The organism is Streptomyces sp. NPDC006923 (assembly GCF_040635655.1).
Classification (GTDB): Bacteria; Actinomycetota; Actinomycetes; order Streptomycetales; family Streptomycetaceae; genus Streptomyces.
In genome coordinates this window covers 306,846-331,050 of the sequence record NZ_JBEYIF010000001.1, presented here as the reverse complement: position 1 = coordinate 331,050, position 24,205 = coordinate 306,846, and the positions used below count along the sequence as shown (strand labels likewise).

At 71.7% G+C, this 24,205-nt stretch carries 24 protein-coding genes; 16 read left to right on the top strand and 8 right to left on the bottom strand.

Translation table 11 applies throughout. The features are described from left to right. Positions 1-6 precede the first annotated feature (6 nt). Positions 7-288, bottom strand: a complete 282-nt coding sequence (locus ABZ707_RS01510) for an Lrp/AsnC ligand binding domain-containing protein (RefSeq protein ID WP_360165890.1) — start codon at positions 286-288, stop codon at positions 7-9. After that, on the bottom strand, positions 285-995 hold the full coding sequence (locus ABZ707_RS01505) for a rhomboid family intramembrane serine protease (RefSeq protein ID WP_360165887.1): 711 nt from the start codon (positions 993-995) through the stop codon (positions 285-287). Before ABZ707_RS01505 ends, ABZ707_RS01510 begins: the two co-directional genes overlap by 4 nt. A 154-nt stretch (positions 996-1,149) precedes the next feature. On the opposite strand from ABZ707_RS01505, the gene ABZ707_RS01500 reads away from it, so the two are divergent. The 5 genes from ABZ707_RS01500 (at position 1,150) to ABZ707_RS01480 (ending at position 6,740) form a co-directional block, all read left to right on the top strand. After that, positions 1,150-1,392, top strand: coding sequence for a hypothetical protein (locus ABZ707_RS01500; RefSeq protein WP_360165884.1), 243 nt, complete (start codon positions 1,150-1,152; stop codon positions 1,390-1,392). A 35-nt stretch (positions 1,393-1,427) separates the two neighbouring features. Continuing rightward, positions 1,428-2,792 (top strand): NYN domain-containing protein, encoded by a 1,365-nt coding sequence (locus tag ABZ707_RS01495; RefSeq protein ID WP_360165881.1) that lies wholly within the window; start codon positions 1,428-1,430, stop codon positions 2,790-2,792. 320 nt (positions 2,793-3,112) lie between these two features. Next, positions 3,113-4,135 carry an NlpC/P60 family protein gene (locus ABZ707_RS01490; protein WP_360165878.1) on the top strand — a complete coding sequence of 341 codons (1,023 nt, stop codon included), beginning with the start codon at positions 3,113-3,115 and terminating at the stop codon, positions 4,133-4,135. Positions 4,136-4,425: 290 nt separating this feature from the next. Continuing rightward, positions 4,426-5,460, top strand: coding sequence for an NlpC/P60 family protein (locus ABZ707_RS01485; RefSeq protein WP_360165875.1), 1,035 nt, complete (start codon positions 4,426-4,428; stop codon positions 5,458-5,460). Positions 5,461-5,495: 35 nt separating this feature from the next. Then, the gene (locus ABZ707_RS01480) at positions 5,496-6,740 is read left to right on the top strand and encodes a hypothetical protein (RefSeq protein ID WP_360165872.1); all 1,245 of its coding nucleotides are present in this window, start codon (positions 5,496-5,498) and stop codon (positions 6,738-6,740) included. Here the strand turns inward: ABZ707_RS01480 and ABZ707_RS01475 are convergent. After that, positions 6,716-7,975 (bottom strand): glycosyltransferase 87 family protein, encoded by a 1,260-nt coding sequence (locus ABZ707_RS01475; RefSeq protein WP_360165869.1) that lies wholly within the window; start codon positions 7,973-7,975, stop codon positions 6,716-6,718. The two genes, ABZ707_RS01480 and ABZ707_RS01475, sit on opposite strands and share 25 nt — an antisense overlap. 103 nt (positions 7,976-8,078) lie before the next feature. Here ABZ707_RS01475 and ABZ707_RS01470 point away from each other — a divergent pair, with 103 nt between their 5' ends. After that, the gene (locus tag ABZ707_RS01470; protein WP_360165866.1) at positions 8,079-9,233 is read left to right on the top strand and encodes a glycosyltransferase family 4 protein; all 1,155 of its coding nucleotides are present in this window, start codon (positions 8,079-8,081) and stop codon (positions 9,231-9,233) included. 55 nt (positions 9,234-9,288) lie between these two features. On the opposite strand, the gene ABZ707_RS01465 is transcribed toward ABZ707_RS01470, so the two are convergent. Next, positions 9,289-11,082, bottom strand: coding sequence for an AMP-dependent synthetase/ligase (locus ABZ707_RS01465; protein ID WP_360165863.1), 1,794 nt, complete (start codon positions 11,080-11,082; stop codon positions 9,289-9,291). A gap of 287 nt (positions 11,083-11,369) precedes the next feature. On the opposite strand from ABZ707_RS01465, the gene ABZ707_RS01460 reads away from it, so the two are divergent. The 6 genes from ABZ707_RS01460 to ABZ707_RS01435 all read left to right on the top strand — a co-directional run bounded on the left by ABZ707_RS01460 (position 11,370) and on the right by ABZ707_RS01435 (position 16,392). Then, on the top strand, positions 11,370-12,137 hold the full coding sequence (locus ABZ707_RS01460) for a metallophosphoesterase (protein WP_360166940.1): 768 nt from the start codon (positions 11,370-11,372) through the stop codon (positions 12,135-12,137). Between the two features lie 119 nt (positions 12,138-12,256). Further along, entirely contained in the window at positions 12,257-12,703 is a 447-nt protein-coding gene (locus tag ABZ707_RS01455) for an SRPBCC family protein (protein ID WP_319681695.1), read from the top strand. A 3-nt stretch (positions 12,704-12,706) separates the two neighbouring features. Then, on the top strand, positions 12,707-13,948 hold the full coding sequence (locus tag ABZ707_RS01450; RefSeq protein ID WP_360165859.1) for an ArsA-related P-loop ATPase: 1,242 nt from the start codon (positions 12,707-12,709) through the stop codon (positions 13,946-13,948). A 91-nt stretch (positions 13,949-14,039) separates the two neighbouring features. Beyond that, positions 14,040-14,519 carry a DUF5304 domain-containing protein gene (locus ABZ707_RS01445; RefSeq protein ID WP_360165856.1) on the top strand — a complete coding sequence of 160 codons (480 nt, stop codon included), beginning with the start codon at positions 14,040-14,042 and terminating at the stop codon, positions 14,517-14,519. Between the two features lie 65 nt (positions 14,520-14,584). Continuing rightward, entirely contained in the window at positions 14,585-15,526 is a 942-nt protein-coding gene (locus tag ABZ707_RS01440) for an ROK family glucokinase (RefSeq protein WP_360165853.1), read from the top strand. Between the two features lie 113 nt (positions 15,527-15,639). Continuing rightward, complete coding sequence (locus ABZ707_RS01435; protein WP_360165850.1) at positions 15,640-16,392, top strand: endonuclease/exonuclease/phosphatase family protein; 753 nt, start codon at positions 15,640-15,642, stop codon at positions 16,390-16,392. A 30-nt stretch (positions 16,393-16,422) separates the two neighbouring features. On the opposite strand, the gene ABZ707_RS01430 is transcribed toward ABZ707_RS01435, so the two are convergent. Then, the gene (locus ABZ707_RS01430; protein ID WP_360165847.1) at positions 16,423-16,986 is read right to left on the bottom strand and encodes a hypothetical protein; all 564 of its coding nucleotides are present in this window, start codon (positions 16,984-16,986) and stop codon (positions 16,423-16,425) included. Next, complete coding sequence (locus ABZ707_RS01425) at positions 16,979-17,758, bottom strand: alpha/beta fold hydrolase (protein WP_360165844.1); 780 nt, start codon at positions 17,756-17,758, stop codon at positions 16,979-16,981. The genes ABZ707_RS01430 and ABZ707_RS01425 overlap by 8 nt, the downstream gene beginning before the upstream one ends. A gap of 148 nt (positions 17,759-17,906) precedes the next feature. On the opposite strand from ABZ707_RS01425, the gene ABZ707_RS01420 reads away from it, so the two are divergent. Genes ABZ707_RS01420 through ABZ707_RS01410 form a run of 3 tightly spaced genes read left to right on the top strand, consistent with a single transcriptional unit; the run spans position 17,907 to position 20,526 of the window. Then, a complete protein-coding gene (locus ABZ707_RS01420) occupies positions 17,907-18,620 on the top strand; it encodes a lysophospholipid acyltransferase family protein (protein ID WP_360165841.1) in 714 nt (237 codons plus the stop codon). Between the two features lie 29 nt (positions 18,621-18,649). After that, the gene (locus ABZ707_RS01415) at positions 18,650-19,840 is read left to right on the top strand and encodes a DUF5931 domain-containing protein (RefSeq protein WP_360166937.1); all 1,191 of its coding nucleotides are present in this window, start codon (positions 18,650-18,652) and stop codon (positions 19,838-19,840) included. Then, positions 19,837-20,526, top strand: coding sequence for a response regulator transcription factor (locus ABZ707_RS01410; RefSeq protein ID WP_360165838.1), 690 nt, complete (start codon positions 19,837-19,839; stop codon positions 20,524-20,526). The genes ABZ707_RS01415 and ABZ707_RS01410 overlap by 4 nt, the downstream gene beginning before the upstream one ends. Positions 20,527-20,622: 96 nt before the next feature. Here the strand turns inward: ABZ707_RS01410 and ABZ707_RS01405 are convergent, their stop codons facing one another. Then, entirely contained in the window at positions 20,623-22,539 is a 1,917-nt protein-coding gene (locus ABZ707_RS01405; protein WP_360165835.1) for an anthranilate synthase family protein, read from the bottom strand. Between the two features lie 111 nt (positions 22,540-22,650). Further along, positions 22,651-22,707: a trp operon leader peptide gene (locus ABZ707_RS01400; RefSeq protein ID WP_360166934.1), complete on the bottom strand. Its 57-nt coding sequence runs from the start codon at positions 22,705-22,707 to the stop codon at positions 22,651-22,653. Positions 22,708-22,846: 139 nt separating this feature from the next. Here ABZ707_RS01400 and ABZ707_RS01395 point away from each other — a divergent pair, with 139 nt between their 5' ends. Next, positions 22,847-24,199, top strand: a complete 1,353-nt coding sequence (locus ABZ707_RS01395) for a class II 3-deoxy-7-phosphoheptulonate synthase (RefSeq protein WP_360165832.1) — start codon at positions 22,847-22,849, stop codon at positions 24,197-24,199. Positions 24,200-24,205 lie beyond the last annotated feature (6 nt).

Below are 24,205 nucleotides of genomic sequence, written 5' to 3'. Positions count from 1 at the left end.
GCGGCCTTACGCGTCGAGACCGATGGCGAAGGCCGCTTCGAGGTCGTGCTGGGAGTACGTACGGAACGCCACATGGGTGTCGGTGGCCTCGACGCCCTCGATCTTGCTGATGCTGCCGGGGATCACATCCGCCAGATCGTCGTGCCTGGACACCCGCACCATCGCGATCAGGTCGTAGGTGCCGGTGACCGAGAAGACCTCGCTGACGCTGTCCAGGGCGGCGATCGACTCCGCGATCTCGGGGATCCGGTCCACGCTGGTCTTGATGAGCACGATCGCGGTGATCACGGTTGGCGTTCTCCCTCGGTGGCCGCGGTTTTGCCTTTCATTCTATCGGTACGCCAGTAGCGCGCCGAGGCGTAGAGGAGGCCGGTCCCGAAGCCCACCACATGCGCGAGATAGGCGACCCCGGGGCCCGGGCCCGCGCTCCGCGCCGCCAGCCACTGGAGCACGAACCAGAAGATCAGCACGATCCAGGCGGGAAAGCGCAGCGGCAGAAAGAGCAGGAACGGGAAGAGGCTGGTGACGCGCGCTCGGGGGAAGAGGTAGAGAAAGGCGCCGAGCACCCCCGAGATCGCTCCCGAGGCCCCCACCAGGGTGTGGTCGGAGGCGGCGTTCACGGCGGCGTAGGCGACGAGCGCGAGATAGCCGACGACGAGATAGAAGAGCGTGAACTGCACCCGGCCCATGCGTTCCTCGGCCATCGCGCCGAACACGAACAGATAGAGCATGTTCCCCAGCAGATGCAGCCAGTTGCCATGCACGAACAGCGCGGTCAGAGGGGTGAGAAGGGGGTGGGGGGAGCCCCGCATCAGCTCGCTCGGGATGACACCCCACCGTTCGAAATAGGCGCTCTGCGCGGCGAGCAGCGCGTCGCCGCGCCCGTATCCCGGGTTGAACCCGGACACCGGACTGACCAGGAAGGCCAGACAGCAGAGGCCGATCAGTCCGTAGGTCACCACCGGCCCGCCGGCCGCCGTCCGCCAATTGATCACGGACAGAGCATGGCGTACCGGGAGTGAATGGCACAGAGTGCCTCGCCGCTCCCGGGGATACCCGCTAGGCCGTAGGGTTACGGGGAGTACATCCGCCAGTTCGACGGCGCACCGCGGGAAACCGCACAAGGGACGACGAGAAGAGGACGGCACGATGACAACGGTCCCCCCGCCGACGGCCACCACCCGGTGGCGCTGCACTCTGTGCGGCAATCTCACGCGCTTCGATGTGACACGGTCGTCGAAGGTCGTCGAGTACGTCCATCTGGACCTGGCCGGGGAGCCCGAGGTCGAGGAGCGCGAGGTGGTCAGTGAGACCATCGACTCGGTGCGCTGCCGATGGTGCAATGCGGTGGACCAGATCGAACTGGTGGACAGGCCGGGCGCCGGTTCCTGAGGGAGCCGCCCGAAAGGGTAGTGGGGTGACGGATCGTGGAGCAGCCCGCGAGTGGTGCTGAGCCGGCCGGCGCGGTCGGCGGTGGCGCCGCCGAGGCGCTCGACCGTCCGCTCCCGGACGGGGTGCGGCACCGGGTCATCGCGCTGGTGTCGGACGCCTTCGGCGGTCTGACCGTCACCGAACTCCCCGTGCAGCTCCGGCAGTACGCCCGGTTCGCCCCGAACCGGCGGGCGAAGTTCGCGGGCAACGCGATGGCGGCCGCCCTGGAGAGCGATCCGCTGTTCCGGCAGCGGATCGGCGAGCGGATCGGCCAGTCCCAGCCCGAGCTGGCCGCCGCCCTGGAGTCGGGATCGCCGCCCGCGGCGGCCGACCCGGTCGATGTGGCCGCCGCCGCGTATGTGCTGCGTCCCCCCGGATGGGTGAAGTTGGTGGCCGCCGCGGGGGAGGAGGCCCAGCGGGCGGACGCCGAGCGCGCCGACGAGGAGACCCGTCGTGAGCTGGAGCGGCTGCGCGAGGAGCTGGCCGCCGCCAGGGCCCAGACGAAGAGCGAGACCGACCGGCTGCGCGCCGAGCTGGAGGCGGCCCGCAAGGAGACGGAATCGCTGCACCGCAAACTGCGCAGCGCCCAGAGCGACATAAAACGGGGCGAGGCCGCCCTGCGCCGTACGAACGCGGAGACCGAGGCGCTCAGGGCCGACGCCGCCGCTCAGGTGTCGGCCGCCGAGAGCGAGACGCGCCGGATCAAGGCCCGGCTGGGTGAGGCGGAGTCGGCGGTCGAGGCGAGCCGCAGGGCCGCCCGCGAGGGGCGCTCCGTGGAGGACATGCGGCTGCGGCTGCTGCTGGACACGGTGCTTGAGTCGGCCCAGGGGCTGCGGCGCGAGCTGGCCCTGCCGCCCGCCGCCGCCCGGCCCGCCGACACGGTCGACGCGGTCGAGCCCGGCCGGATGTCCCCGAAGGACGTGGCGGCCCGCGCGCTCTCGGAGACCGATCCCGCGCTGCTCGACCAGCTTCTCGCGCTGCCGCAGGCGCATCTGATCGTGGACGGCTACAACGTCACCAAGACCGGCTATCCCACGATGCCGCTGGAGAAGCAGCGGCTGCGGCTGCTGGGCGGGCTCGCCATGCTCGCGGCGCAGACGGGCGCCGAGATGACCTGTGTGTTCGACGGCGCGGAGCTGGCGGCGCCGGTGCTGCTCGCCCCGCCGCGCGGTGTGCGGGTGCTGTTCTCCAAGGCGGGAGTGACCGCCGACGAGTTGATCCGTCAGCTCGTCAGGGCGGAGCCACCGGGCCGGCCGCTGGTGGTGGTCTCCACCGACCGCGAGGTCGCGGACGGAGTGGCGAAAGCCGGAGCACGCCCGGTCGCGTCCGCTTTGCTGTTGAAGAGGCTTTCGCGCGTCTAGTCAACTCTTGTGTGCAATGACCGAATTGACTGCCTCGCGGGGCAGCGCAGTGTCGAGTGTCCGTCACTGGTCGTGCGGCGAACGTAAATTATGTGTCACCTGACAGGGAATTTTCTCGCGAGGATTTGAACTGATCACAAGAAGGTCACTAAGGTCAGGCCTCGAACCTTCGCGCGGTTGATCACCCATCCGGGGTGGCAGCGAAGGAACCGCCGATTTCACGTGGTTCAGCCCAGTTCGCGGGGGAGCTGAACATGTGGAGCCTGGGCTTCCGTCCCCACTGGCCCGGTAGGCGGCTGAGGAAGAAGGAGCTCGCCTTCGTGGCGTCCCACCGTCGTCCCAAGCAGCCGAGCCGTGCCCGTGTGACCGTGCTCACCGCGACCGCCGCCGCTGCCGTCGCCCTGACGTCCCAGGCCGCTCACGCCGACCCGAAGCCGAGCAAGAGCGATGTCAAGGAGAAGGTCGACAAGCTCTACGAGGACGCGGAGAAGGCCACCGAGAAGTTCAACGGTGCCAAGGAGGAGCAGGGCAAGCTGGAGAAGCAGGTCGACGCCCTCCAGGACAAGGTCGCCCGTGGCCAGGACGAGCTCAACGAGCTGCGTGACGGCCTCGGTTCGATGGCCAGCGCCCAGTACCGCACCGGCGGTATCGACCCCGCCGTCCAGCTCTTCCTCTCCTCGGACCCGGACAGCTACCTGGCGAAGGCGTCCACGCTGGACCAGGTGAGCGCCAAGCAGGCCGAGACGCTCCAGCAGATCCAGGCGAAGCAGCGGTCCCTCGCGCAGGAGCGCCAGGAGGCCCAGGAGAAGGTCAAGGACCTCGCCGACACCCGCAAGGAACTCGGCAAGAAGAAGGACGAGGTCAAGGCCAAGCTCGCCGCCGCGCAGAAGCTGCTCAACACGCTCACCGCGCAGGAGCGTGCCGCGCTCGCCGACGACGAGTCCCGCGCCAGCCGCGCCACTTCCCGCGCGGACCTCGGCAACGCCGTGCCCGCCTCGCAGCGTGCCTCCGCCGCCTTCGCCGCCGCCCAGAGCAAGATCGGCACGCCGTACGTCTACGGCGCCAGCGGCCCCAGCTCCTTCGACTGCTCCGGGCTCACCTCCTGGGCGTACGCCCAGGCCGGGGTCTCCATACCCCGTACCTCCGAGGCCCAGGCCAACGCCGGTACGCGCCTGTCCCAGAGCCAGCTCCAGCAGGGGGACCTGGTCATCTTCTACGGCGACTACCACCACGTCGGCTTCTACGCGGGCAACGGCCAGGTGCTGCACGCCCCCAAGCCGGGTGCCGTCGTGCGCTACGAGGCGATCGGCAACATGCCCTTCCAGTTCGGTGTGCGTATCTGAGGTACCTGAGGTATCTGAGGTACCTGAGGTATCCGAGGTATCTGACACACAACCAATCACACGCCGCTGACACCGCCCATTCGGGCGAATTACAGCAGCTCTCGCTGACACCGCGCCCCGCCGATGACCTGTGGTCAACGGCGGGGCGTCACTGTGTGTGCGCGGGGTGGTCGTTGGCCGCTCCGTGATCGTCCGGCTACTGTCTGCTCCGCGCGGCTCCGGCCAGCGGTCCGCCCGTCGGGCGGCAGGAGCCGCGTGTGTGTGTCCAGCGAAAGGGAGTGCGGCTTCCTGTGGTGTCCCATCGCCGCTCCTCACAGTCCGGTCCGGGGCTCGGTGCCCGGGGCAGTACCGTCGTGGCCGTGTCCGCCGCCGCCGCGACCGCGGCGGCTCTGGGAGCCGCCCCGGCCGGCGCCGACCCGCAGCGGACGCCCGAGACGCCCCGGGCCAAGGTCGACCGGCTCTACGAGGAGGCGGAGAAGGCCACCGAGCTGTACAACAGGGCGGGCGAACGGGCACGGCGGCTCCGCTCCCTGGTCGGCCGGGCGCAGGAGCGCGCGGCCCTGGGCCAGGAGCGGGTCAACCGGATGCGAGGGGCGCTCGGTTCGGTCGCGGACGCCCAGTACCGCTCCGGCGGCATCGACCCGGCCTTCGCCCTGCTGCTCTCCTCGGACCCCGACAGCTATCTTGACAAGGCATCCGTCCTGGACCGGGTCGGTGAACGCCAGTCCGGGGTCCTGCGTGAACTCCAGCAGGCCCAGCGGAGACTGGGACAGGAACGTACGGAAGCCGCCCGGGACCTCGCCGAGCTGGAACGCAGCCGGGCCTCCGTCGCCCGCCACAAGCGCACCGTCGAACGCAAACTCGCCGCGGCGCGCGAACTGCTGAACTCCCTGCCCGCCGCCGACCGCGCGTCCTTCGAGCGGGCTTCCCGCTCCGGCCGCGACGCGCCGCTCCCGCTCTTCGGCGGCGTGCCCTCCTCCGCACGGGCCGCCGCGGCGCTGCTCGCGGCCCGGCAGGCCGTCGGCCGGCCCTATGTGTGGGGCGCCAACGGCCCCACGGGCTTCGACTGTTCGGGGCTCACCCAGTGGTCGTACGCCCAGGCCGGCGTGGGGCTGCCGCGCACCTCCCAGGCGCAGCGGTACGCCGGACGGCGCGTCCCGCTCTCCGAGGCGCGCCCCGGCGATCTCGTGGCCTACCGGGACGACGCCAGCCACATCGCGATGTACGCGGGCAACGGACAGGTGATCCACGCGCCGTACCCCGGCGCCTCGGTGCGCTACGACCCGGTCGGCATGATGCCGGTCTCCTCCGTCACCCGCGTCTGACCGGGCCGCCAAGCCCACCCCGTACGATCGGCCGGGTGGCAGGTCAGGGGCGTACCGCGAGAGGACCGCACGGCGGCGCGCGCCGGCGGGCGGCCGTGCTGTGGCTCGCCGCCCTGCTGCTGGCTCCGGCCTGCTCCGCCCCGGCGCACGCCCCGGACGCCGCCACCGGAGCCGTCAGGGCCACCCTGGACCGCTGGGCGGCGGCCGTCCTGGACCGCGACGAGCGCGCGTATCTGGCCGCTGTCGATCCCTCGGCCACCGCGCTGCGCGGCACCGCCCGCGCGGAGTTCGAGAATCTCGCCGAGGTGCCGCTCGGCTCCTGGGGATACCGGATCACCGATGTCGAACGCACCGGCGGCCGGGCCACCGTGCGGGCGGAGCTGCGCTACCGGCTCGACGGCTACGACGGCGCGCCGGTCTCGGCACCGCGCCTGCTGGAGCTGGGCGAGCGGGCCGGCCGCTGGTACGTGACCGGGGACCGGCCGGACCGGGGCGCCGCCCAGCAGCTCTGGGAACAGGGCGCGGTACGGGCCGTACGCGGCGCCCGCGGACTTGTCCTCGGTGTCGGGCAGAGCGACGGGCGGCTGCGCGGCATCGCGGACTCCGCCGACCTCGCCGTGCCCGCCGTCGACGACGCCTGGCCGGGTCCGTGGTCCCGGCGGGTGGTCGTGCTCGTGCCCGGCTCGCTGGAGGCCATGGGCGGGCTGCTGGGAGCGTCGGCGGCCGGTTACCGGGGCATCGCCGCGGTCACCACCGGGGAGACCGGAGGGGCGGGCGCGTCGCCCGCCGACCGGGTCATCGTGAACCCCGACGCGTACGGCGAGCTCGGCGACTTCGGGCGGCGGATCGTCCTCACCCACGAGACCACGCATGTGGCGACCCGCGCGGCGACCTCGGCCGCGACACCCACCTGGCTGTCGGAGGGGTTCGCGGACTGGGTCGCCTACCGCGGCACGGACCGGCCGGCCGGCCGGATCGCGCCCGAACTCCAGCTCGCCGTCCGCCGCGGCGAACCGCCCGCCGCCCTGCCGCCCGACGAGGACTTCGCCTTCGGCGGCGACGCCGGCCGGCTCGCACGGGCGTACGAGGGCGGCTGGCTGGCGTGCGAGCTGATCGCCGCGGACTGGGGCGAGAAGCGGCTGGCCGACTTCTACCGGGCCGTGGGCGCGCACGGCGGGCGCGACGGAGCGGTGGAGGAGGCGATGAACGACGTCCTGTCCACGACCCCGGACGACTTCACCGCGCGGTGGCGGGTCTATCTGAGAGAACGGCTGGCCTGACCCGTGCGCCCGCCCGGTACGCGCGGGACGGCCGCCCCGGCGTCCGCGCTCCCCGGGACAGGCTCCCGCCGGGGCCCGGAGACCGTGTCGCGCCACAGCCGGCGGCAGGCGATCAGTGTCGCGGCGGCCAGCAGGCCGTTGCGTACGAACAGCAGCAGCACGCCCAGCGGATCGCCGTTCACCACCTGCGCGAAGAACAGCGGGAATTCGAGCAGGGTGACCCCCGTCGCGGCCAGGACCAGCACGGCGGGCAGGCCCATACGGCTGGTTCTCGGCAGCACGCAGACGGCGGCCAGGCCGACCAGCCAGAGCATGTACTGAGGGCTGATCACCCGGCTTGTGGTGGTGAACAGCAGCACCGAGGCGAACGCCGCGTCGGGCACCGTGCCCGCGGTGAACTCCCGCGCCCCGAGCCGCCACCGGACCAGCCAGCCGAAGGCGAGGACGGACAGCCCCAGCGCGGCCGTGCTCACCACGCCGACATACGGGCCGACGAACTCCATCGAGCCGTAGTTCAGCATCACCCCGCCCTCCCAGCCGAAGCGCCGCGCCACATGCAGGACCAGGGCGCCCAGTGACTCGATCTCGGTGCCCCGGTCGCGCTGGAAGGTGAGAAACGACAGCGCGCCGGGCATCGTGGCACAGGCCGCACCGGCCAGGACCGCCCCGGTACCGGCCGCGGCGGCCCATGCCCGGCGGGTGGCGCGGCCGGGCGGGGTCCCGACGAGCAGCAGCAGCGGCCACACCTTCAGCAGGGCGCCGAAGCCGGCCAGCGCGCCCAGCAGCCGGGGCCGGCGGGCCCCGGCCAGCAGCGCGGCCACGCCGACCGCCGTCACCATCAGGTCGTAGCGCGCGTACGAGGTCGGACCGAGCAGCGGCACCCCGGCGACCCACACCCACGCGCCCCGGGCGCGGCCCGCGCGCAGCAGCAGCCCGAGGACCAGCGCGTCGCAGAGGAACGTCAGCGCGAAGAAGGCGGAGGCGTAGCCGAGGAACGGCAGGACAGCCGGCGAGGCGACGGCGAGCGCCGCCGCGGGCGGATACTGCCAGGTCACGTCGGACAGCGGATAGGTGCCGGTTCTCAGCACCTCGTACCAGCCCTGATAGATCACCGAGACATCGGTGGTGACGTCGGGCCCCGGCAGCGTGACCACCTTGAAGACACAGAGCAGCAGCGCCGCCCTGGTGAGGAGCCACACCGCGACCGGGAACCGTGTGCCGCACGCGCCCGCCATGACCACCCCGTCCGTCCGGTTCCTGCGTGATTGCGCACGTCATGATGCCGGGCGGGCCCGTGCGGGAGCGATGAGGCAGGGCCGTTGGGTACTGTCTGCGGCGATGCACAAGACATTGATCGTGACCAATGACTTTCCGCCCAGGCCGGGCGGCATCCAGGCGTTCCTGCACAACATGGCGCTCCGTCTGGACCCGGAACAGCTCGTCGTCTACGCCTCCACCTGGAAGCGCGGGCGCGAAGGCGCCGAGGCGACCGCGGCCTTCGACGCGGAGCAGCCCTTCACCGTCGTACGCGACCGTACGACGATGCTGCTGCCGACGCCCCGGGTCACCCGGCGGGCGGCCGGGCTGCTCCGTGAACACGGCTGCGAGTCGGTCTGGTTCGGCGCGGCGGCCCCGCTCGGCCTGATGGCCCCCGCGCTGCGCGCGGCGGGCGCACGGCGCCTGGTCGCCACCACCCACGGCCACGAGGCCGGCTGGGCGCAGCTCCCCGCCGCCCGGCGGCTGCTGCGGCGCATCGGTGAGTCCACCGACACGATCACCTACCTCGGCGAGTACACCCGCTCGCGCATCGCCGCCGCGCTCACCCCGGCCGCCGCCGCCCGTATGGTGAGGCTGGCACCCGGTGTCGACGAGAAGACCTTCCACCCGGGCTCGGGCGGCTCCGCGGTCCGGGAGCGGCTCGGCCTGACGGGACGGCCCGTGGTCGTCTGTGTGTCCCGGCTGGTGCCGCGCAAGGGCCAGGACACACTGATCCTCGCCCTGCCCGCGATCCTGGCCCGGGTCCCGGACGCGGTGCTGCTGATCGTGGGCGGCGGACCCTATGAGCAGGAGCTGCGGAAGCTGGCGCGGCAGACCGGGGTGGCCGACTCCGTACACTTCACCGGCGCCGTGCCGTGGGCCGAACTGCCCGCCCACTACGGTGCGGGCGACGTCTTCGCGATGCCCTGTCGTACCCGCAGGGGCGGTCTGGACGTCGAGGGCCTCGGCATCGTCTATCTGGAGGCGTCCGCGACCGGTCTGCCGGTGGTCGCCGGCGACTCGGGGGGCGCGCCGGACGCCGTGCTCGACGGTGAGACCGGCTGGGTGGTCCGCGGCGGTCCTCCCGAGACCGCCGCGGCGGAGTCGGCGGAGCGGATCGTCGCGCTGCTCCAGGACCCCGAGCTGCGGCGGCGGATGGGTGAGCGGGGGCGGGGGTGGGTCGAGGAGAAGTGGCGCTGGGACCTGCTCGCGCACGACCTCACAGCGCTGCTGTGAGGTCGTGGCCGGTCCGGGACACTGCCCCGAAACGGCCCCCGCCGGGGTCGCTCCCTCAGGCCGTGTAGATCGCTTCGATGTCGTCGGCGAAGGCGTTCGCCACCACCGTCCGCTTCAGCTTCAGCGACGGCGTGATGTGTCCCGCCTCCTCCGTGAACTGCGTGGACAGTACGCGGAACTTGCGCACCGACTCCGCCTTGGACACCACCGCGTTGCCCTCGTCCACCGCCCGCTGGATCTCCGCCAGCAGGTCCGGGTCCAGGCGCAGCGTCTCCGGTGTCCCCGCCGTTTTGCCGTGCTCCGCCGCCCAGCGGCCCAGGAACTCCTCGTCGAGCGTGATCAGCGCGCCCACGAACGGCCGGCCGTCGCCCACCACCATGCACTCCGCGATCAGCGCGTGCGCCCGGATGCGGTCCTCGATCACCGCCGGGGCGACGTTCTTGCCGCCCGCGGTCACCAGGATCTCCTTCTTCCGGCCGGTGATCGTGAGATAGCCGTCCTCGTCGAGCGTGCCGATGTCGCCGGTGTGGAACCAGCCGTCGGCCAGCGCCTCCGCGGTCGCCTTCTCGTCGTTCCAGTAGCCCGTGAAGAGGTGCTCGCCGTGCAGCAGGACCTCGCCGTCGTCCGCGATCCGCACGACCGAGCCCGGCATCGGCTGTCCGACCGTGCCGATCTTCTGCCGGTCCCACGGGTTGAAGGTGGTGGCGGCGCAGGATTCCGTCAGGCCGTACCCCTCCAGCACGGTGAAGCCGATCCCGCGGAAGAAATGGCCGAGCCGCTCGCCCAGCGGGGCGCCCCCGGAGATGGCGTACTCGCCGCGCCCGCCGAGCACCGCGCGCAGCTTGCGGTACACGAGCCGGTCGAAGATCTTGTGCCGGATCCTGAGACCCAGGGAGGGGCCCTGCCGGGTGGACAGCGCGCGGCTGTAGGCGATCGCGGTGTGGGCGGCCCTGTCGAAGATCCGCCCCTTGCCGTCCGCCTGCGCCTTGGCGCGCGCCGAGTTGTAGACCTTCTCGAAGACACGCGGCACGCCGAGGATCAGGGTCGGCCGGAAGGTGGCCAGCTCCTCGGTGAGGTTCTTGATGTCGGGCACACAGCCGAGCTTGATCGGTGCCATCACGGCGGCCACCTCGACGAGCCGCCCGAAGACATGCGCGGCCGGGAGGAAGAGCAGCACGGAGCAATCGCCCGTACGGAAGAGGGGTTTGAGGCGTTCCACCGCGTTTCCGCACTCCGCGAAGAAGCTGCGGTGGGTCAGCACGCAGCCCTTGGGACGGCCGGTGGTGCCCGAGGTGTAGACGATCGTCGCCGGGTCGTCGGCCTTGGCGCTCGCGGCGCGTTCGTCGACCGTCGCGTCCGTGATCTCCGCACCGGCCGAGATCAGCTCGTCGACACCGCCCTTGTCGATCTGCCAGATGTCCCGCAGGGCGGGCAGCCCCTGGCGTACGGACTCGACCGTCACCGCGTGCGCGGCGGTCTCCACGAGCACCGCGACCGCGCCCGAGTCACCGAGGATCCACCGCACCTGCTCGGCCGAACTGCTCTCGTACACCGGGACGGTGACCGCGCCGGCGCTCCAGATCGCGAAGTCGAGCTGCACCCATTCGAAGCGGGTGCGTGACATCAGCGCGACCCGGTCGCCGGGCTGGATGCCCGCCGCGATCAGGCCCTTGGCGGCGGCCCGCACCTCGGCGAGGAACTGCGTGGCGGTGACATCGGTCCACGCGCCGGCCACCTTGCGGCCGAGGACGGCCACATCGGGATGTTGCGCGGCATTGCGGCGGATGAGATCCGTCAGGTTGCCGTCCGAGGGGACCTCGTACAGGGCCGGAAGGCTGAACTCGCGCAAGACTGCTGCTCCTCATCGGGCGCCGGCGCCACGGCTCTGTGTGACGCGCCGGCCGCGGTCCAAGATCGGGCAGGTGCTCCGGGGTGAGCACGACTGGACTGCCCGGACGTTACCCATCAGTACTGACTACGGATAGAGGGCCCCCGCCGGATGTTCCGTGCGTCACACGGTTTATTCGTTACTTCGCGCACAGTAGTCCACACCTCTGACACCACGGAAGGAACCGCAGGTCCGGCCCTGTCCACCACGGCCGGGACAAACGTTCTAGGGTGATCGGCATGCGCGGTATGCGAGTCAATGTGATCAGCGATGTGCACGGGAACACGCGCGGTCTGACGCGGGCGGGTGAGGGCGCCGACGCCCTCATCTGCCTCGGTGACCTCGTCCTCTTCCTGGACTACGCGGATCACTCGCGCGGTATCTTCCCCGACCTCTTCGGTGTCGCGAACGCCGACCGGATAGTGGAGCTGCGCACCGCGCGCCGCTACGACGAGGCCCGTGACTTCGGCCGGGAGCTGTGGGACGGGCTGGACATCGACCCGGCCGCAGCCATCGAGGGGGCCGTGCGGCGCCAGTACGCCGAGATGTTCGCGGCGCTGCCCACCCCGACGTACGCCACGTACGGCAATGTCGACATCCCTGCCCTCTGGCCGGAGTACGCCGGACCGGGCACCACCGTCCTCGACGGTGAGCGCGTCGAACTGGGCGGCCGGGTCTTCGGCTTCGTCGGCGGCGGCCTGCGCACACCCATGCGCACCCCGTACGAGATCTCCGACGAGGAGTACGCCGCCAAGGTCGAGGCGCTCGGCGAGGTCGATGTGCTCTGTTCGCACATCCCGCCCGAGGTGCCCGAGCTGACGTACGACACGGTGGCCCGCCGCTTCGAGCGCGGCAGCCGCGCCCTGCTGGATGCCATCCGCCGCACCAGGCCCCGCTACGCGCTCTTCGGCCATGTCCATCAGCCGCTGTCGCGGCGCATGCGCGTCGGCGCCACCGAGTGCGTGAATGTCGGTCACTTCGCCTCGACAGGACGGCCGTGGACCCTGGAATGGTGACCGGCCCCTTCGCGATAGCCTGCACACCGCGTACCCGGTACTGGTACAGACCCACCACACACCCCTGAGCGACCTTCCCCTCGCTTCGCTGGGGAGACCCCATCTGGAGGAGCACGGCGATGGCGGAACACACGAGTTCGAGCATCACGATCGAGGCGGCACCGGCCGACGTCATGGACGTGATCGCCGACTTCGCCCGCTATCCGGAGTGGACCGGCGAGGTGAAGGAGGCCGAGGTGCTCGCCACCGACGCCAAGGGCCGCGCCGAGCAGGTCAGGCTGGTGCTGGACGCCGGAGCGATCAAGGACGACCACACCCTCGCCTACACCTGGACCGGGGACGACGAGGTGAGCTGGACGCTGGTGAAGTCCCAGATGCTGCGGGCCCTGGACGGCTCCTACTTCCTCGCGCCCGTCGGCGACGACCGTACCGAGGTCACCTACCGCCTGACCGTCGACGTCAAGATCCCGATGCTCGGCATGATCAAGCGCAAGGCGGAGAAGGTCATCATCGACCGCGCGCTGGCGGGCCTGAAGAAGCGCGTCGAGTCCGTCCCCGGAGCCTGACCGATGCGTACGGTCCTCGTCACCGGCCCCGGCGGCGCGGGCCGTACCACCATCGCCGCCGCGACCGCGCTGGCCGCGGCCCGTCGCGGCAGGCGCGTCCTGCTGCTCTCCGGTGACCCGCTGGACGAGCTGCTCGGCACCCCGGTGGCCACGGAGCCCACCGGGGTGACGGACGGCCTCTGGGCGGCGCGAATCGACTCCGGCGAGCACTTCCGCACGGAGCTGCTCGCCCTCCAGGAACGGGCCGCCGCCGGACTCGATCTGCTGGGCGCCCGGAAACTGGCCGGCGAGGAACTCACCGAGCTGCCGGGCAGCGAACAGTTCGCGCTGCTGCACGCGCTGCGCCGGGCCGAGACCGGCGGCTGGGACATCCTGGTCGTCGACATGCCGCCGCTGCGGGACACCCTGGCCCTGCTGGCCCTGCCCGAGCAGCTACGCCGCTATCTGCGCCGTCTGCTGCCCCCGGAACGGCAGGCGGCCCGCGCCCTGCGTCCGCTGATGGCCCAGCTCGCCGGTGTGGCGATGCCGTCGCAGTGGCTGTACGAGACCGCCGCGCGCCGGGACGCCGAGCTGGCCGCCGTCCAGTCGCTGATCGAGGACAGGACGACCACCCTGCGGCTGGTCGCGGAGCCGGGGCCCGCGGCGGCCGAGGCCCTCCGCGTCGCCCGCCTGGGGGTGGCCCTGTACGGACTGCGCGTCGACGCGCTCGTGGCGAACCGGATACTGCCCCACGACGGGGGCGGCCCCTGGCTGGCGACCCTCGTCGCCCAGCAGCGGAAATGCCTGGACGGCTGGTACGAGCAGTGGCCGCCCGACGCGTCCCTGCGCGCGGTGCGCCACCTCGGCCGGGACCCGCACGGGCTCGACGACCTCGCCCTGCTCGGCGGCGGACCGGCCGCCACCACCGCCACGCGCGCGGGCGGCGGTCCCCGCGGGGACGACGGCCTCGCGGTGGAACCGGACGAGCGCCTTTCGAGACCGGCCGACGACCCCTGGCGGGTCGAGGACCGGCTCGCCGGGGACGATCTGCTCGTCTGGTGCCTGCCGCTGCCCGGGGCGGTCAAGGGGGAGCTGTCCCTGGTGCGCCGGGACGACGAACTCCTGCTCACCGTCGGCCCGTTCCGCCGGATCGTTCCTCTGCCGTCCGCGCTGCGCCGCTGCACCGTCACGGGCGCGGCCCTCACGGACGGCGAGCTGCGGGTGAGATTCGTCCCCGACCCCGCTCTGTGGCCGCGTACGGACTGAACGGAGCGGCACCGTTCGGGTACCGTCGAGATAAAGAACCGTTTCGCTGGCCATGGCGGACGGACCTGTCCCTGACGCGCAGGAGCATCCCATGAGCGAAGCCACCGAGCGCCCCGCCGCAGACTCGGACGCCTGGGCCACGGCGTGCGCCGAGGACCTCGAAGCGGAGAAGCTGCGCCGCCATGCCACCTACGGGCCCCCGCCCGCCTCCGCCGCCGAAGAGCTGCGCAAGCTCGTCGACGCCGTCGCCGACAAGGTGTCCTCGCTCCAGAACCCGCTGCTGGGCATGGCCGCGCAGGGCGCCGTACAGCAGCTCATCAACCAGGCCAAGGCGGCCGTCGAGCCGGTGATCGAGCGCAATCCCGGAGTCTTCGACCATCTCGCCGCGGCCGGGAACGAACTGCTCGCCGCGTACCGCTCCGCCGTCGAGGGCCAGGAGACCCGCTGGACCCGGGGCCCGGCTCCCTCGACCCGTGCCACGGACGCCGCACACGACACGGAGAAGTCCGACGACCCCACGGACCCCAGGGACGAAGGACCTGGTCCGGGCGGTCACATCGACCTGGACTGACAGGCGGGTGCCCGCCCTCGGGTACGGTTGCCCATAGCGGGGCTCGACCGAAAACTGAGGGACACATGGGACTCACCATCGGCGTCGACATCGGCGGCACGAAGATCGCGGCCGGCGTGGTCGACGAAGAGGGCGCCATCCTGGAGACGCACAAGGTGCCCACCCCGCCGACCTCCGAAGGCATCGTCGACGCGATCTGCGCGGCTGTCTCCGGTGCCGGCGAGGGGCACCAGATCGAGGCGGTCGGCATCGGCGCCGCCGGCTACGTCGACGACAAGCGCGCCACCGTCCTCTTCGCGCCGAACATCAACTGGCGGCACGAGCCGCTCAAGGACAAGGTCGAGCAGCGGGTCGGCCTGCCGGTCGTCGTGGAGAACGACGCCAACGCCGCCGCGTGGGGGGAGTACAAGTTCGGGGCCGGGCAGGGCCACGACGACGTCATCTGCATCACCCTGGGCACGGGCCTGGGCGGCGGCATCATCATCGGCAACAAGCTGCGGCGCGGACGCTTCGGTGTGGCGGCCGAGTTCGGGCACATCCGGGTCGTGCCCGACGGTCTGCTGTGCGGCTGCGGCAGCCAGGGCTGCTGGGAGCAGTACGCGTCCGGGCGCGCCCTCGTCCGGTACGCGAGGCAGCGCGCCCACGCGACGCCGGAGAACGCCGAGATCCTGCTCGGTCTCGGCGACGGCACACCGGAAGCCATCGAGGGCCGTCATGTCAGCGCCGCGGCCCGCGCCGGTGACCCGGTGGCCGTGGACTCCTTCCGTGAGCTGGCCCGTTGGGCGGGCGCCGGTCTCGCGGACCTGGCTTCGCTCTTCGACCCGTCGGCGTTCATCGTCGGCGGCGGCGTCTCGGACGAGGGCGAGCTGGTCCTCGACCCGATCCGCAAGTCCTTCCGGCGCTGGCTGATCGGCGGCGAGTGGCGCCCGCACGCCCAGGTGCTCGCCGCTCAACTGGGCGGCGAGGCAGGGCTGGTGGGCGCGGCGGACCTGGCGAGACAGGGCTGATCCAGCGCGACTGTGCCCGCCGTGCCCCGCCCGGGGACCGGCGGGCACAGCCGTCTCCGGGCACCCCGGTGTCGGCTCGTGGCGCCGTCGCCCCCTCACGTATCGTGTGGGGAATGGTGAAGCCCACGCTGCCCGACTCCCGTACCGAGCCGGACGGTTCGGCGGTGATCCGGGTCCTCAGCTACAACGTCCGCTCGATGCGCGACGACCGGGAGGCGCTGGCCCGGGTGATCCGGGCGTGCGCACCCGACCTCGTCTTCATCCAGGAGGCGCCCCGCTTCTTCCGCTGGCGCAAGCGCGCGGCCTGGCTGGCCGCCCACACCGGTCTGGTGGTGCTCAGCGGCGGTGCCACCGCGTCCGGACCGCTGCTGCTCTGCTCGTTGCGCACCACGGTCGAGCGGACCGAGGACATCCTGCTGCCGCTCACTCCGGGGCTGCACCGGCGCGGTTTCGCCACGGCGGTGGTACGGATCGGGCGGGCCCGGCTCGGGCTGCTGAGCTGCCATCTGAGCCTGCGGAGCGACGAGCGGTACGCGCAGGCGGGGATGGTGCTCGACCGGCTCAAGGCGATGGACGTGCCCCACGCGATCGCGGCCGGTGACATCAACGAGGGCCCGGCCGGGCCCGGTTTCCGGCTGCTGGCCGGGGAGCTCCAGGACTGCTGGGCGGTCCGGCCGTGGGGCGACGAGTACACCTCGACGCCCGCGGACCCGCGTCAGCGCATCGACGCCGTCTTCGCCACCGAGGGCGTCGAAGTCCTCGGCTGCGGGGTGCCGAGGGACGTGCCCGGTCTGACCGGGGACGATCTGAGGGCGGCCACCGATCACCTTCCGGTGCTGGCCGCCCTCCGGGTGCCGGCGTCCTGAAGCCGTGACCGGCTCAGGGACCCCGCGGGGTCAGACGACGGCGCCGCGGCCCGGGTCGTCGTCCTCCTCGTCGCCGTGCCGCATCCGCGCCACCAGGGTGGCGAAGCCCCCCAGGAAGCCGCCGATACAGATGGTGGTCAGCCACCAGGTCATGTCCCACTGGAGCAGGACGGCGACCAGCATCAGCACCGGGCCGCCGACCACCGCGAGCCAGGCGAACTTCGCCGTCACATCGGATTCCGGCAGCGGCGGCGGCTCCGGCGGGACGAAATGTCCCTCGTCACCGTCGTCGAGGTCATCCTCCTGGGGCTCGGCCACCTGATAGTCGCGCGGGCCCCCGACACCGGGCGCGAAGACCACCGAGCCGCCCAGCGCGGGCTTCGGATCCTCCGGCTCCTTCTCCGGAGCCGCGGGCTCCGGGTCCGGCCCGGACCTGTTCCGCTCGCTCTCCAGCACGGCGAGACCCTCGACCGACTTGAACGGCTTGGCGCCCGGCGGATCCGCCGGCTCCTCGCCGTACCCGGCCACGATCGCCGCCCAGGCCGCGTCCTCGTCGATCGGCTGCGGCTCACGGTCCGCGTCATGCTCAGCCACCGGTAGTGCTCCCCTTCTTCCCGACACTCGGAGCGAGCCGGCTCATGAACGCGTGACTCTCCTCGAAAATCCGCTCCGCGTCATGGTCCAACGTCGCCACGTGGTAGCTCTGTTCCAGCAGGATCTCCCGGACATCCGTCGAGGAGACACGACTGAGGACCCGGGCCGAGTCCGCCGGCGGCACCACATGGTCCTGCGGGCTGCGCAACAGCAGCAGCGGCTGGGTGACCTGAGGCAGCGCCCCGTCCACCAGCCGGAAGAAATTCCGCAGGGAGTGGGCGGCGTGCAGCGGCACCCGGTCGTAGCCCAGCTCCGCGTGGCCCTCCTTGGCGATGTCGTTCGTCAGCCCCCTGGTGCTGGGTACCAGATGGCGGACGACCGGAAGGGCGTGGGCGACCGCTCCGTGCACCTTGACCGCCGGGTTGACCACGACGACCCCGGTGATCGCCGGGCCGTGCTTCGCGGCGAGCCGCAGCGCCAGCGCCCCGCCCATCGAGAGCCCCAGGACGAAGACCTGGCCGCACCGCTCCAGCAGGTCCCGCAGCGCCCGGTCCACCTCCGCGTACCAGTCCTGCCAGCCGGTGAGCTGCAAGTCCTGCCAGCGCGTGCCATGACCGGGCAGCAGGGGCAGGGAGACGGTCAGTCCGCGCGCGGCCAGATATTCGGCCCATGGACGCAGCGACTGCGGGGAACCGGTGAATCCGTGACAGAGAAGGACGCCGACCTCGCCGCCCTCATGGCGGTACGGCTCGGCTCCGGGAAGGACCGGCACCGGGGGTCTCCTGTTCGTGAGGCTCGGAAGGTGTACTTCACCGTACGCGACCGGACCGACACCGACCAGGTCCGTCGGTCCCCATGAAGGAGAGGACAGGCCACCCACGCGTTAAGGTCTGTCCGACGGCACACAGGAGGCATCCGAGTTGATCTACGGCGCAATGAAGTTCTCCATCGGCGGGTCCTTGAAGCTTGCCTTCAGACCCTGGGTGGAGGGCCTCGAGAACATTCCCGCCGAGGGGCCTGCGATCCTCGCGAGCAACCACCTGTCGTTCTCGGACTCGTTCTTCCTTCCGGCCGTGCTCGACCGCAAGGTCACCTTTATCGCCAAGGCCGAGTACTTCACCTCGCCGGGTCTCAAGGGCAAGCTCACCGCGGCCTTCTTCAAGGGCGTAGGGCAGCTTCCGGTGGACCGCTCCGGCGCCCGGGGCGCGGGCGAGGCGGCGATCAACAGCGGGATAAAGGTCCTGGAGAGCGGTGAGCTCTTCGGTATCTATCCGGAGGGCACCCGCTCGCCCGACGGCCGTCTCTACCGCGGCAAGCCCGGCGGCCTGGCACGTGTGGCGCTCGGCTCGGGCGCACCGGTCATTCCGGTCGCCATGATCGACACCGAGAAGATCCAGCCGCCCGGCAAGGTCATGCCCAAGCTGATGCGCCCGGGGATCAGGATCGGCAAGCCGCTGGACTTCAGCCGCTACCAGGGCATGGAGGGCGACCGCTTCATTCTGCGGTCGGTGACCGACGAGGTCATGTACGAGATCATGAAACTCTCGGGCCAGGAGTACGTGGACATCTACGCGACCGCGGCCAAGCGGCAGTTGGCCGAAGCGGCCAGGGCGGCGGGGCCGGCCGGCGAGTAGGAGCCACAAAAAAGGGGGGCCGCGTGCCGATGAGGATGTCCGTCGAGCAGCCGCTGTGGCGCGCGTTGAGCGCCTACCGCCTGCTGACGATGGTGTACGCGGTCCTCCTCTTCGTCTACGAGCGGCAGCGCTTCGAGCGGCCCTGGGTCGCCGCCGGGTTCCTGGCGGTCCTGGCCGTCTGGACCCTGGCCACGCTCCCCAGAGTGGCCAACGCCGAGAGCTGCACCAGGCGTTTCCTGGTCGCCGATCTCACCGTGGCCCTCACCGGGATTCTGCTCACCCCGCTGGCCGACGCCCACGCCCAGCAGATCGACGAACCCACCCTGCCGTCGATATGGACCGCGGGCTCGGTCCTCGCCTTCGCCGTCAAGGGCGGCTGGCGCTGGGCCTGTGTCGCCTCGTCGTTCGTGGCCGTGGCCAATCTCGTCGAGCGCGCCCACCCCAGCCGGGACACCTTCCACAATGTGCTGCTCGTCTGGGTCGCCTCCATCGCCATCGGTTATGTCGTCGAGGTCGCGCGCGCCTCCGAGCGCACGCTCGCCCGCGCCCTGGAGATCGAGGCCGCGACGCGGGAGCGCGAGCGGCTGGCCCGCGACATCCATGACAGCGTGCTCCAGGTGCTGGCGATGGTGCAGCGGCGCGGTACGGCGCTGGGCGGCGAGGCCGCGGAGCTCGGGCGGATGGCGGGCGAGCAGGAGGTCGCGCTGCGGACCCTCGTTTCCAGCGGGCTGGTGCCCGCGACTCGCGCGTCGGAGGACGCCGCGCGGGGGCCCGGGGCCGCCGGCGGTGGCGAGAAGCCGCCGGAGCGGCCGGAGTTGTGCGATCTGCGTTCGCTCCTCGCGCCGTACGCCGGCTCGAAGGTCACCTTCGCGGAGCCCGGCGCCCCCGTGCTGCTCGACCCCGGGGCGGCCGGTGAGCTGGCGGCGGCTGTCAGTGCCGCCCTGGACAATGTCGGCAGACACGCGGGAGCCGGCGCCCGCGCCTGGATCCTGGTCGAGGACTGGCCGGAGGAAGTGATCGTGACCGTCCGGGACGACGGGCCGGGCATCCCCGAGGGGCGGCTGGCCCAAGCCGAGGGGGAGGGACGCCTTGGCGTCGCCCTCTCGATCCGTGGCCGGCTGCGGGAGTTGGGCGGCACGGCGGAGCTGGTCTCGGTGCCGGGGCAGGGTACGGAAGTCGAATTGAAGGTTCCACGGGGACGGGGGAAGGCGGCGCGATGAGCGAGCGGGGCGCGGTGGAGACGCGGCAGCCGATCAGGGTGATGGTGGTCGACGACCATCCGATGTGGCGGGACGCCGTCGCCCGTGATCTGGACGCGGCCGGTTTCGAGGTGGTGGCGACGGCGGGAGACGGCCACCAGGCGGTGCGCCGGGCGAAGGCCACTCTCCCGGCGGTGCTTGTCCTCGACCTCAACCTGCCCGGTATGCCCGGGGTTCAGGTCTGCAAGGAGCTGGTCGGTCCGTATCCCGGACTGCGGGTCCTGGTGCTCTCCGCCAGCGGGGAGCACGCCGATGTCCTGGAGGCGGTGAAGTCCGGCGCCACCGGCTATCTGCTCAAGTCGGCCAGTACGGAGGAGCTGATCGACGCCGTGCGCCGGACGGCCGCCGGTGACCCCGTCTTCACCCCGGGTCTCGCGGGGCTGGTGCTGGGGGAGTATCGCCGGCTCGCCTCGGAGCCCGCGCCGGCCGCCTCCGGCGAGCCCGGCGCGCCGGAGCTCACCGAGCGGGAGACGGAGGTGCTGCGGCTGGTCGCCAAGGGGCTCTCGTACAAGCAGATCGCCGAGCGCCTGGTCATCTCGCACCGCACCGTGCAGAACCACGTGCAGAACACCCTCGGCAAGCTGCAACTGCACAACCGCGTCGAGCTGGTGCGCTATGCCATCGAGCGCGGCCTCGACGACGTCTGAGCCTCCTCGCGCCGGGGCAGCGAGACCTTCGCCACCGGCGAGACCGGGGTCTCCGGCAGAGCCGGGGCGGCGGCGCCCCGGCTCCGCCGGCCGCGCTCAGCCCTGGCCGACGCGCGCGCCCTCCGCGCCCGTGCGCAGCACCTCGGTGAGCAGCTCGGAGACGATCGCCGGACCGTTCAGGGTGAGTACGGACTCGGGGTGGAACTGCACCGAGGCGAAGCCTCCTCCCCGGAGCGCGTGCACCTCGCCGCTCTCCGCGTCACGGCTCACCTCGATGCCGTGCGCGGCCAGTTCGGCGGCCGTCGCCTCGTCGCAGCGCGCGGTGTAGCTGTTGTAGAAGCCGACCGTCTCCTCCCGGCCGAAGAGACTGATCCCGGTCTGCGCGCCCTGGTACGGGAGGCGTTTGCGTACGGTCTCCAGGCCCAGCTCCACAGCGATCAGCTCATGGCCGAGACAGACCCCGAGCAGGCCGTGCCGCCGGGCCCGGATCAGCTTCGCGGCGAGCCCGCGCAGCAGCCGCATCTTGGGATCGGCGGCGTCCGCCGGATCGCCGGGGCCCGGCCCGAGCACCACCGGGCCCGGGTGCGCCAGCACGGCCCGGCGCAGGCCCGGTTCGTCGTAGCGCCGTACCGTCACCTCCAGGCCGCAGGAGCGCAGCAGATGACCGAGCATCGCGGTGAAGGTGTCCTCGCCGTCGACGACCAGGGCGTGCCCGGTGAGGGTCGCGGGCCCGCTGCGCATCTTCAGCCAGAACGGCGCCAGGCCCGCCCGCCGGGCGTCCAGCGCGGCCCGCACCCGTGGGTCGTCGGCGAGCCGCGGCCGTCCGGACTCGTCGCGCGGGCGTCCCGGCCGCACCCCCAGCGCCGCCAGCACCCCCGCCGCCTTCGCATGGGTCTCGGCGACCTCGCCCGCCGGGTCCGAGTGGCGTACGAGCGTCGCTCCGACCGCCACCCGCAGCCCGCCCTCGCGGTCGATGTCGGCGGTGCGGATCAGGATGGGGGAGTCGAGGGTCCCCGCGCCGCCGGCGTCCCGCCCGATGAGCGCGAGCGCGCCCGCGTAGTAGCCGCGCCCGCCGGTCTCATGGCGCTCGATGACCCGGCAGGCGTTCTGGACGGGCGAGCCGGTGACCGTCGCCGCGAACATCGTCTCCTTGAGGACCTCGCGCACATCGAGCGAGGACCGGCCGCGCAGTTCGTACTCGGTGTGGGCGAGATGTGCCATCTCCTTGAGCCGGGGACCGATCACCACGCCGCCGCGGTCGCCGACGGTGCACATCATCTTCAGTTCTTCGTCGACCACCATGGAGAGTTCCTCGGTCTCCTTGCGGTCGCCGAGGAAGGCGAGCAGCCCTTCCGGGGTCGGCCCTTCCGGCGGATAGCGGTAGGTCCCGCTGATCGGGTTCATCACGACGGTTCCGCCGCTCATCCGGACATGGACCTCGGGGCTGGCCCCGACAAGGGTGCGCTCGCCGGTGTGCACGACGAAGGTCCAGTACGCGCCCCGTTCACCGGCGAGCAGCCGCCGGAAGAGCGCGAGGGCGTCGGCGCGGCCGAAGCCGGGGATGCGGCCCTCGAAGGTCCGCCGGATCACGAAGTTCGCGCCTTCGCCCCGGCCGATCTCGTCCTCGACGACCCGTCGGACGATCTCCGCGTACCGTTCGTCGTCGATGTCGAAGGCGCCGTCCTCGACCCGTACGTCATGGGCGGGCAGCCGGTCGAGCACCTCGCCGAGGGGGAGTTCGTAGGTCTCGTCCGCGACCAGTACGGACAGCGGCGTCCCATCGTCCCGCGCGTCGAAGCCGCGCTCCCTGATCTGGCGGAACGGCACCAGGGCGAGCGAGGGCCGGTCCCCGGCGGGGAGGCCGGCGAGCAGAGCGGTCTCGTGCACGGAGCCGATCAGGAGTTCCACGGTGTTGTGGTCCCGGCCGGGTGTGCGCCTGCGCAGCAGGGCGAAGGGCGGGCAGTCGTCGTCGAGGAGCCGGCGGACGAGTCCGTCGAGCGGCAGGTCGGGCATCTGAGGTGTTCCTTCCGATGGGAGGAACGGCCCGTCTCTCCGGTCCGGGCCCGGAGAACACAGAAGGCCGCCCCTCGGGCGGCCTTCGCGGTTCGTGGTGCGCGCGGTGAATCAGTGGGCCGCCGGACGAGCGGTCCACCACCAGGTCTGATTCGAATGCGCGAACATGCGAGGCACCTTAGCGCATCCGGTGCCGGCTTGCCCGGTTACGACCCGGGGCGGGCGGTTAACGGGTTCCGGGGGTGCCGGATGTTCCACACTGTGAGCGCTGCCCGTGACACAGCCCGCGACCACGTAATCTGGAGCCGTGACAGTGAACGCTGAGAACCCCGCCGCCCATGTGCCCTCCTGGCAAGGTCTTCCCGCTGCCCAGCAGCCGGAGTATCCGGACCAGGAAGCCCTGCGCGAGGTCGTGGCCGAGCTGAAGTCGTATCCGCCGCTCGTGTTCGCGGGCGAGTGCGATCAGCTACGCGCCCGGATGGGAGCCGTCGCCAAGGGCGAGGCGTTCCTGTTGCAGGGCGGCGACTGCGCCGAGGCATTCGACGCCGTCTCCGCGGACCAGATCCGCAACAAGCTGAAGACGCTGCTCCAGATGGGCGCGGTGCTCACCTACGCCGCTTCCGTGCCCGTGGTGAAGGTCGGCCGGATCGCGGGCCAGTACTCCAAGCCGCGTTCCAAGGGGACCGAGACGCGCGGCGGTGTGACGCTGCCGACGTACCGCGGCGACTCCGTCAATGGCTTCGCCTTCAACGAGAAGGACCGGATCCCGGATCCGGAGCGGCTCAAGCGGATGTACAACGCGTCCGCCGCGACGCTCAATCTGGTCCGCGCCTTCACCACCGGCGGTTACGCCGATCTGCGCCAGGTGCACGCCTGGAATCAGGACTTCGTGAAGTCGTCCCCGTCCGGCCAGCGCTACGAGCAGCTCGCGCGTGAGATCGACAACGCGCTGAACTTCATGAAGGCCGCGGGCACCGACCCGGCGGAGTTCCGCACCGTCGAGTTCTACTCCTCGCACGAGGCGCTGCTGCTGGACTACGAGTCCGCGCTGACCCGCGTCGACTCGCGGACGGGACGGCTGTACGACGTCTCGGGCCACATGGTCTGGATCGGTGAGCGCACCCGCCAGCTCGACGGCGCGCACATCGAGTTCGCCTCGAAGATCAACAATCCGATCGGGATCAAGCTCGGCCCGACCACGACCGTCGACGAGGCGCTCACCTACATCGACCGGCTCGACCCCGACCGGGAGCCCGGCCGGCTGACCTTCATCGTCCGGATGGGCGCCGACAAGGTCAGGGACAAGCTGCCCGAGCTGGTCGAGAAGGTCACGGCCTCCGGTGCCACGGTGGCCTGGGTGACGGACCCGATGCACGGCAACACCTTCGAGGCGGCGTCCGGCCACAAGACGCGCCGCTTCGACGACGTGCTTGACGAGGTGAAGGGCTTCTTCGAGGTCCACAAGGGCCTCGGCACCCACCCGGGCGGTATCCATGTCGAGCTGACCGGCGACGATGTCACCGAGTGCGTGGGCGGCGGCGACGAGATCTTCGTCGACGATCTGCACCAGCGCTACGAGACGGCGTGCGACCCGCGTCTGAACCGCAGTCAGTCGCTGGACCTGGCGTTCCTGGTCGCCGAGATGTACCGCGACCAGTAGGGGCGG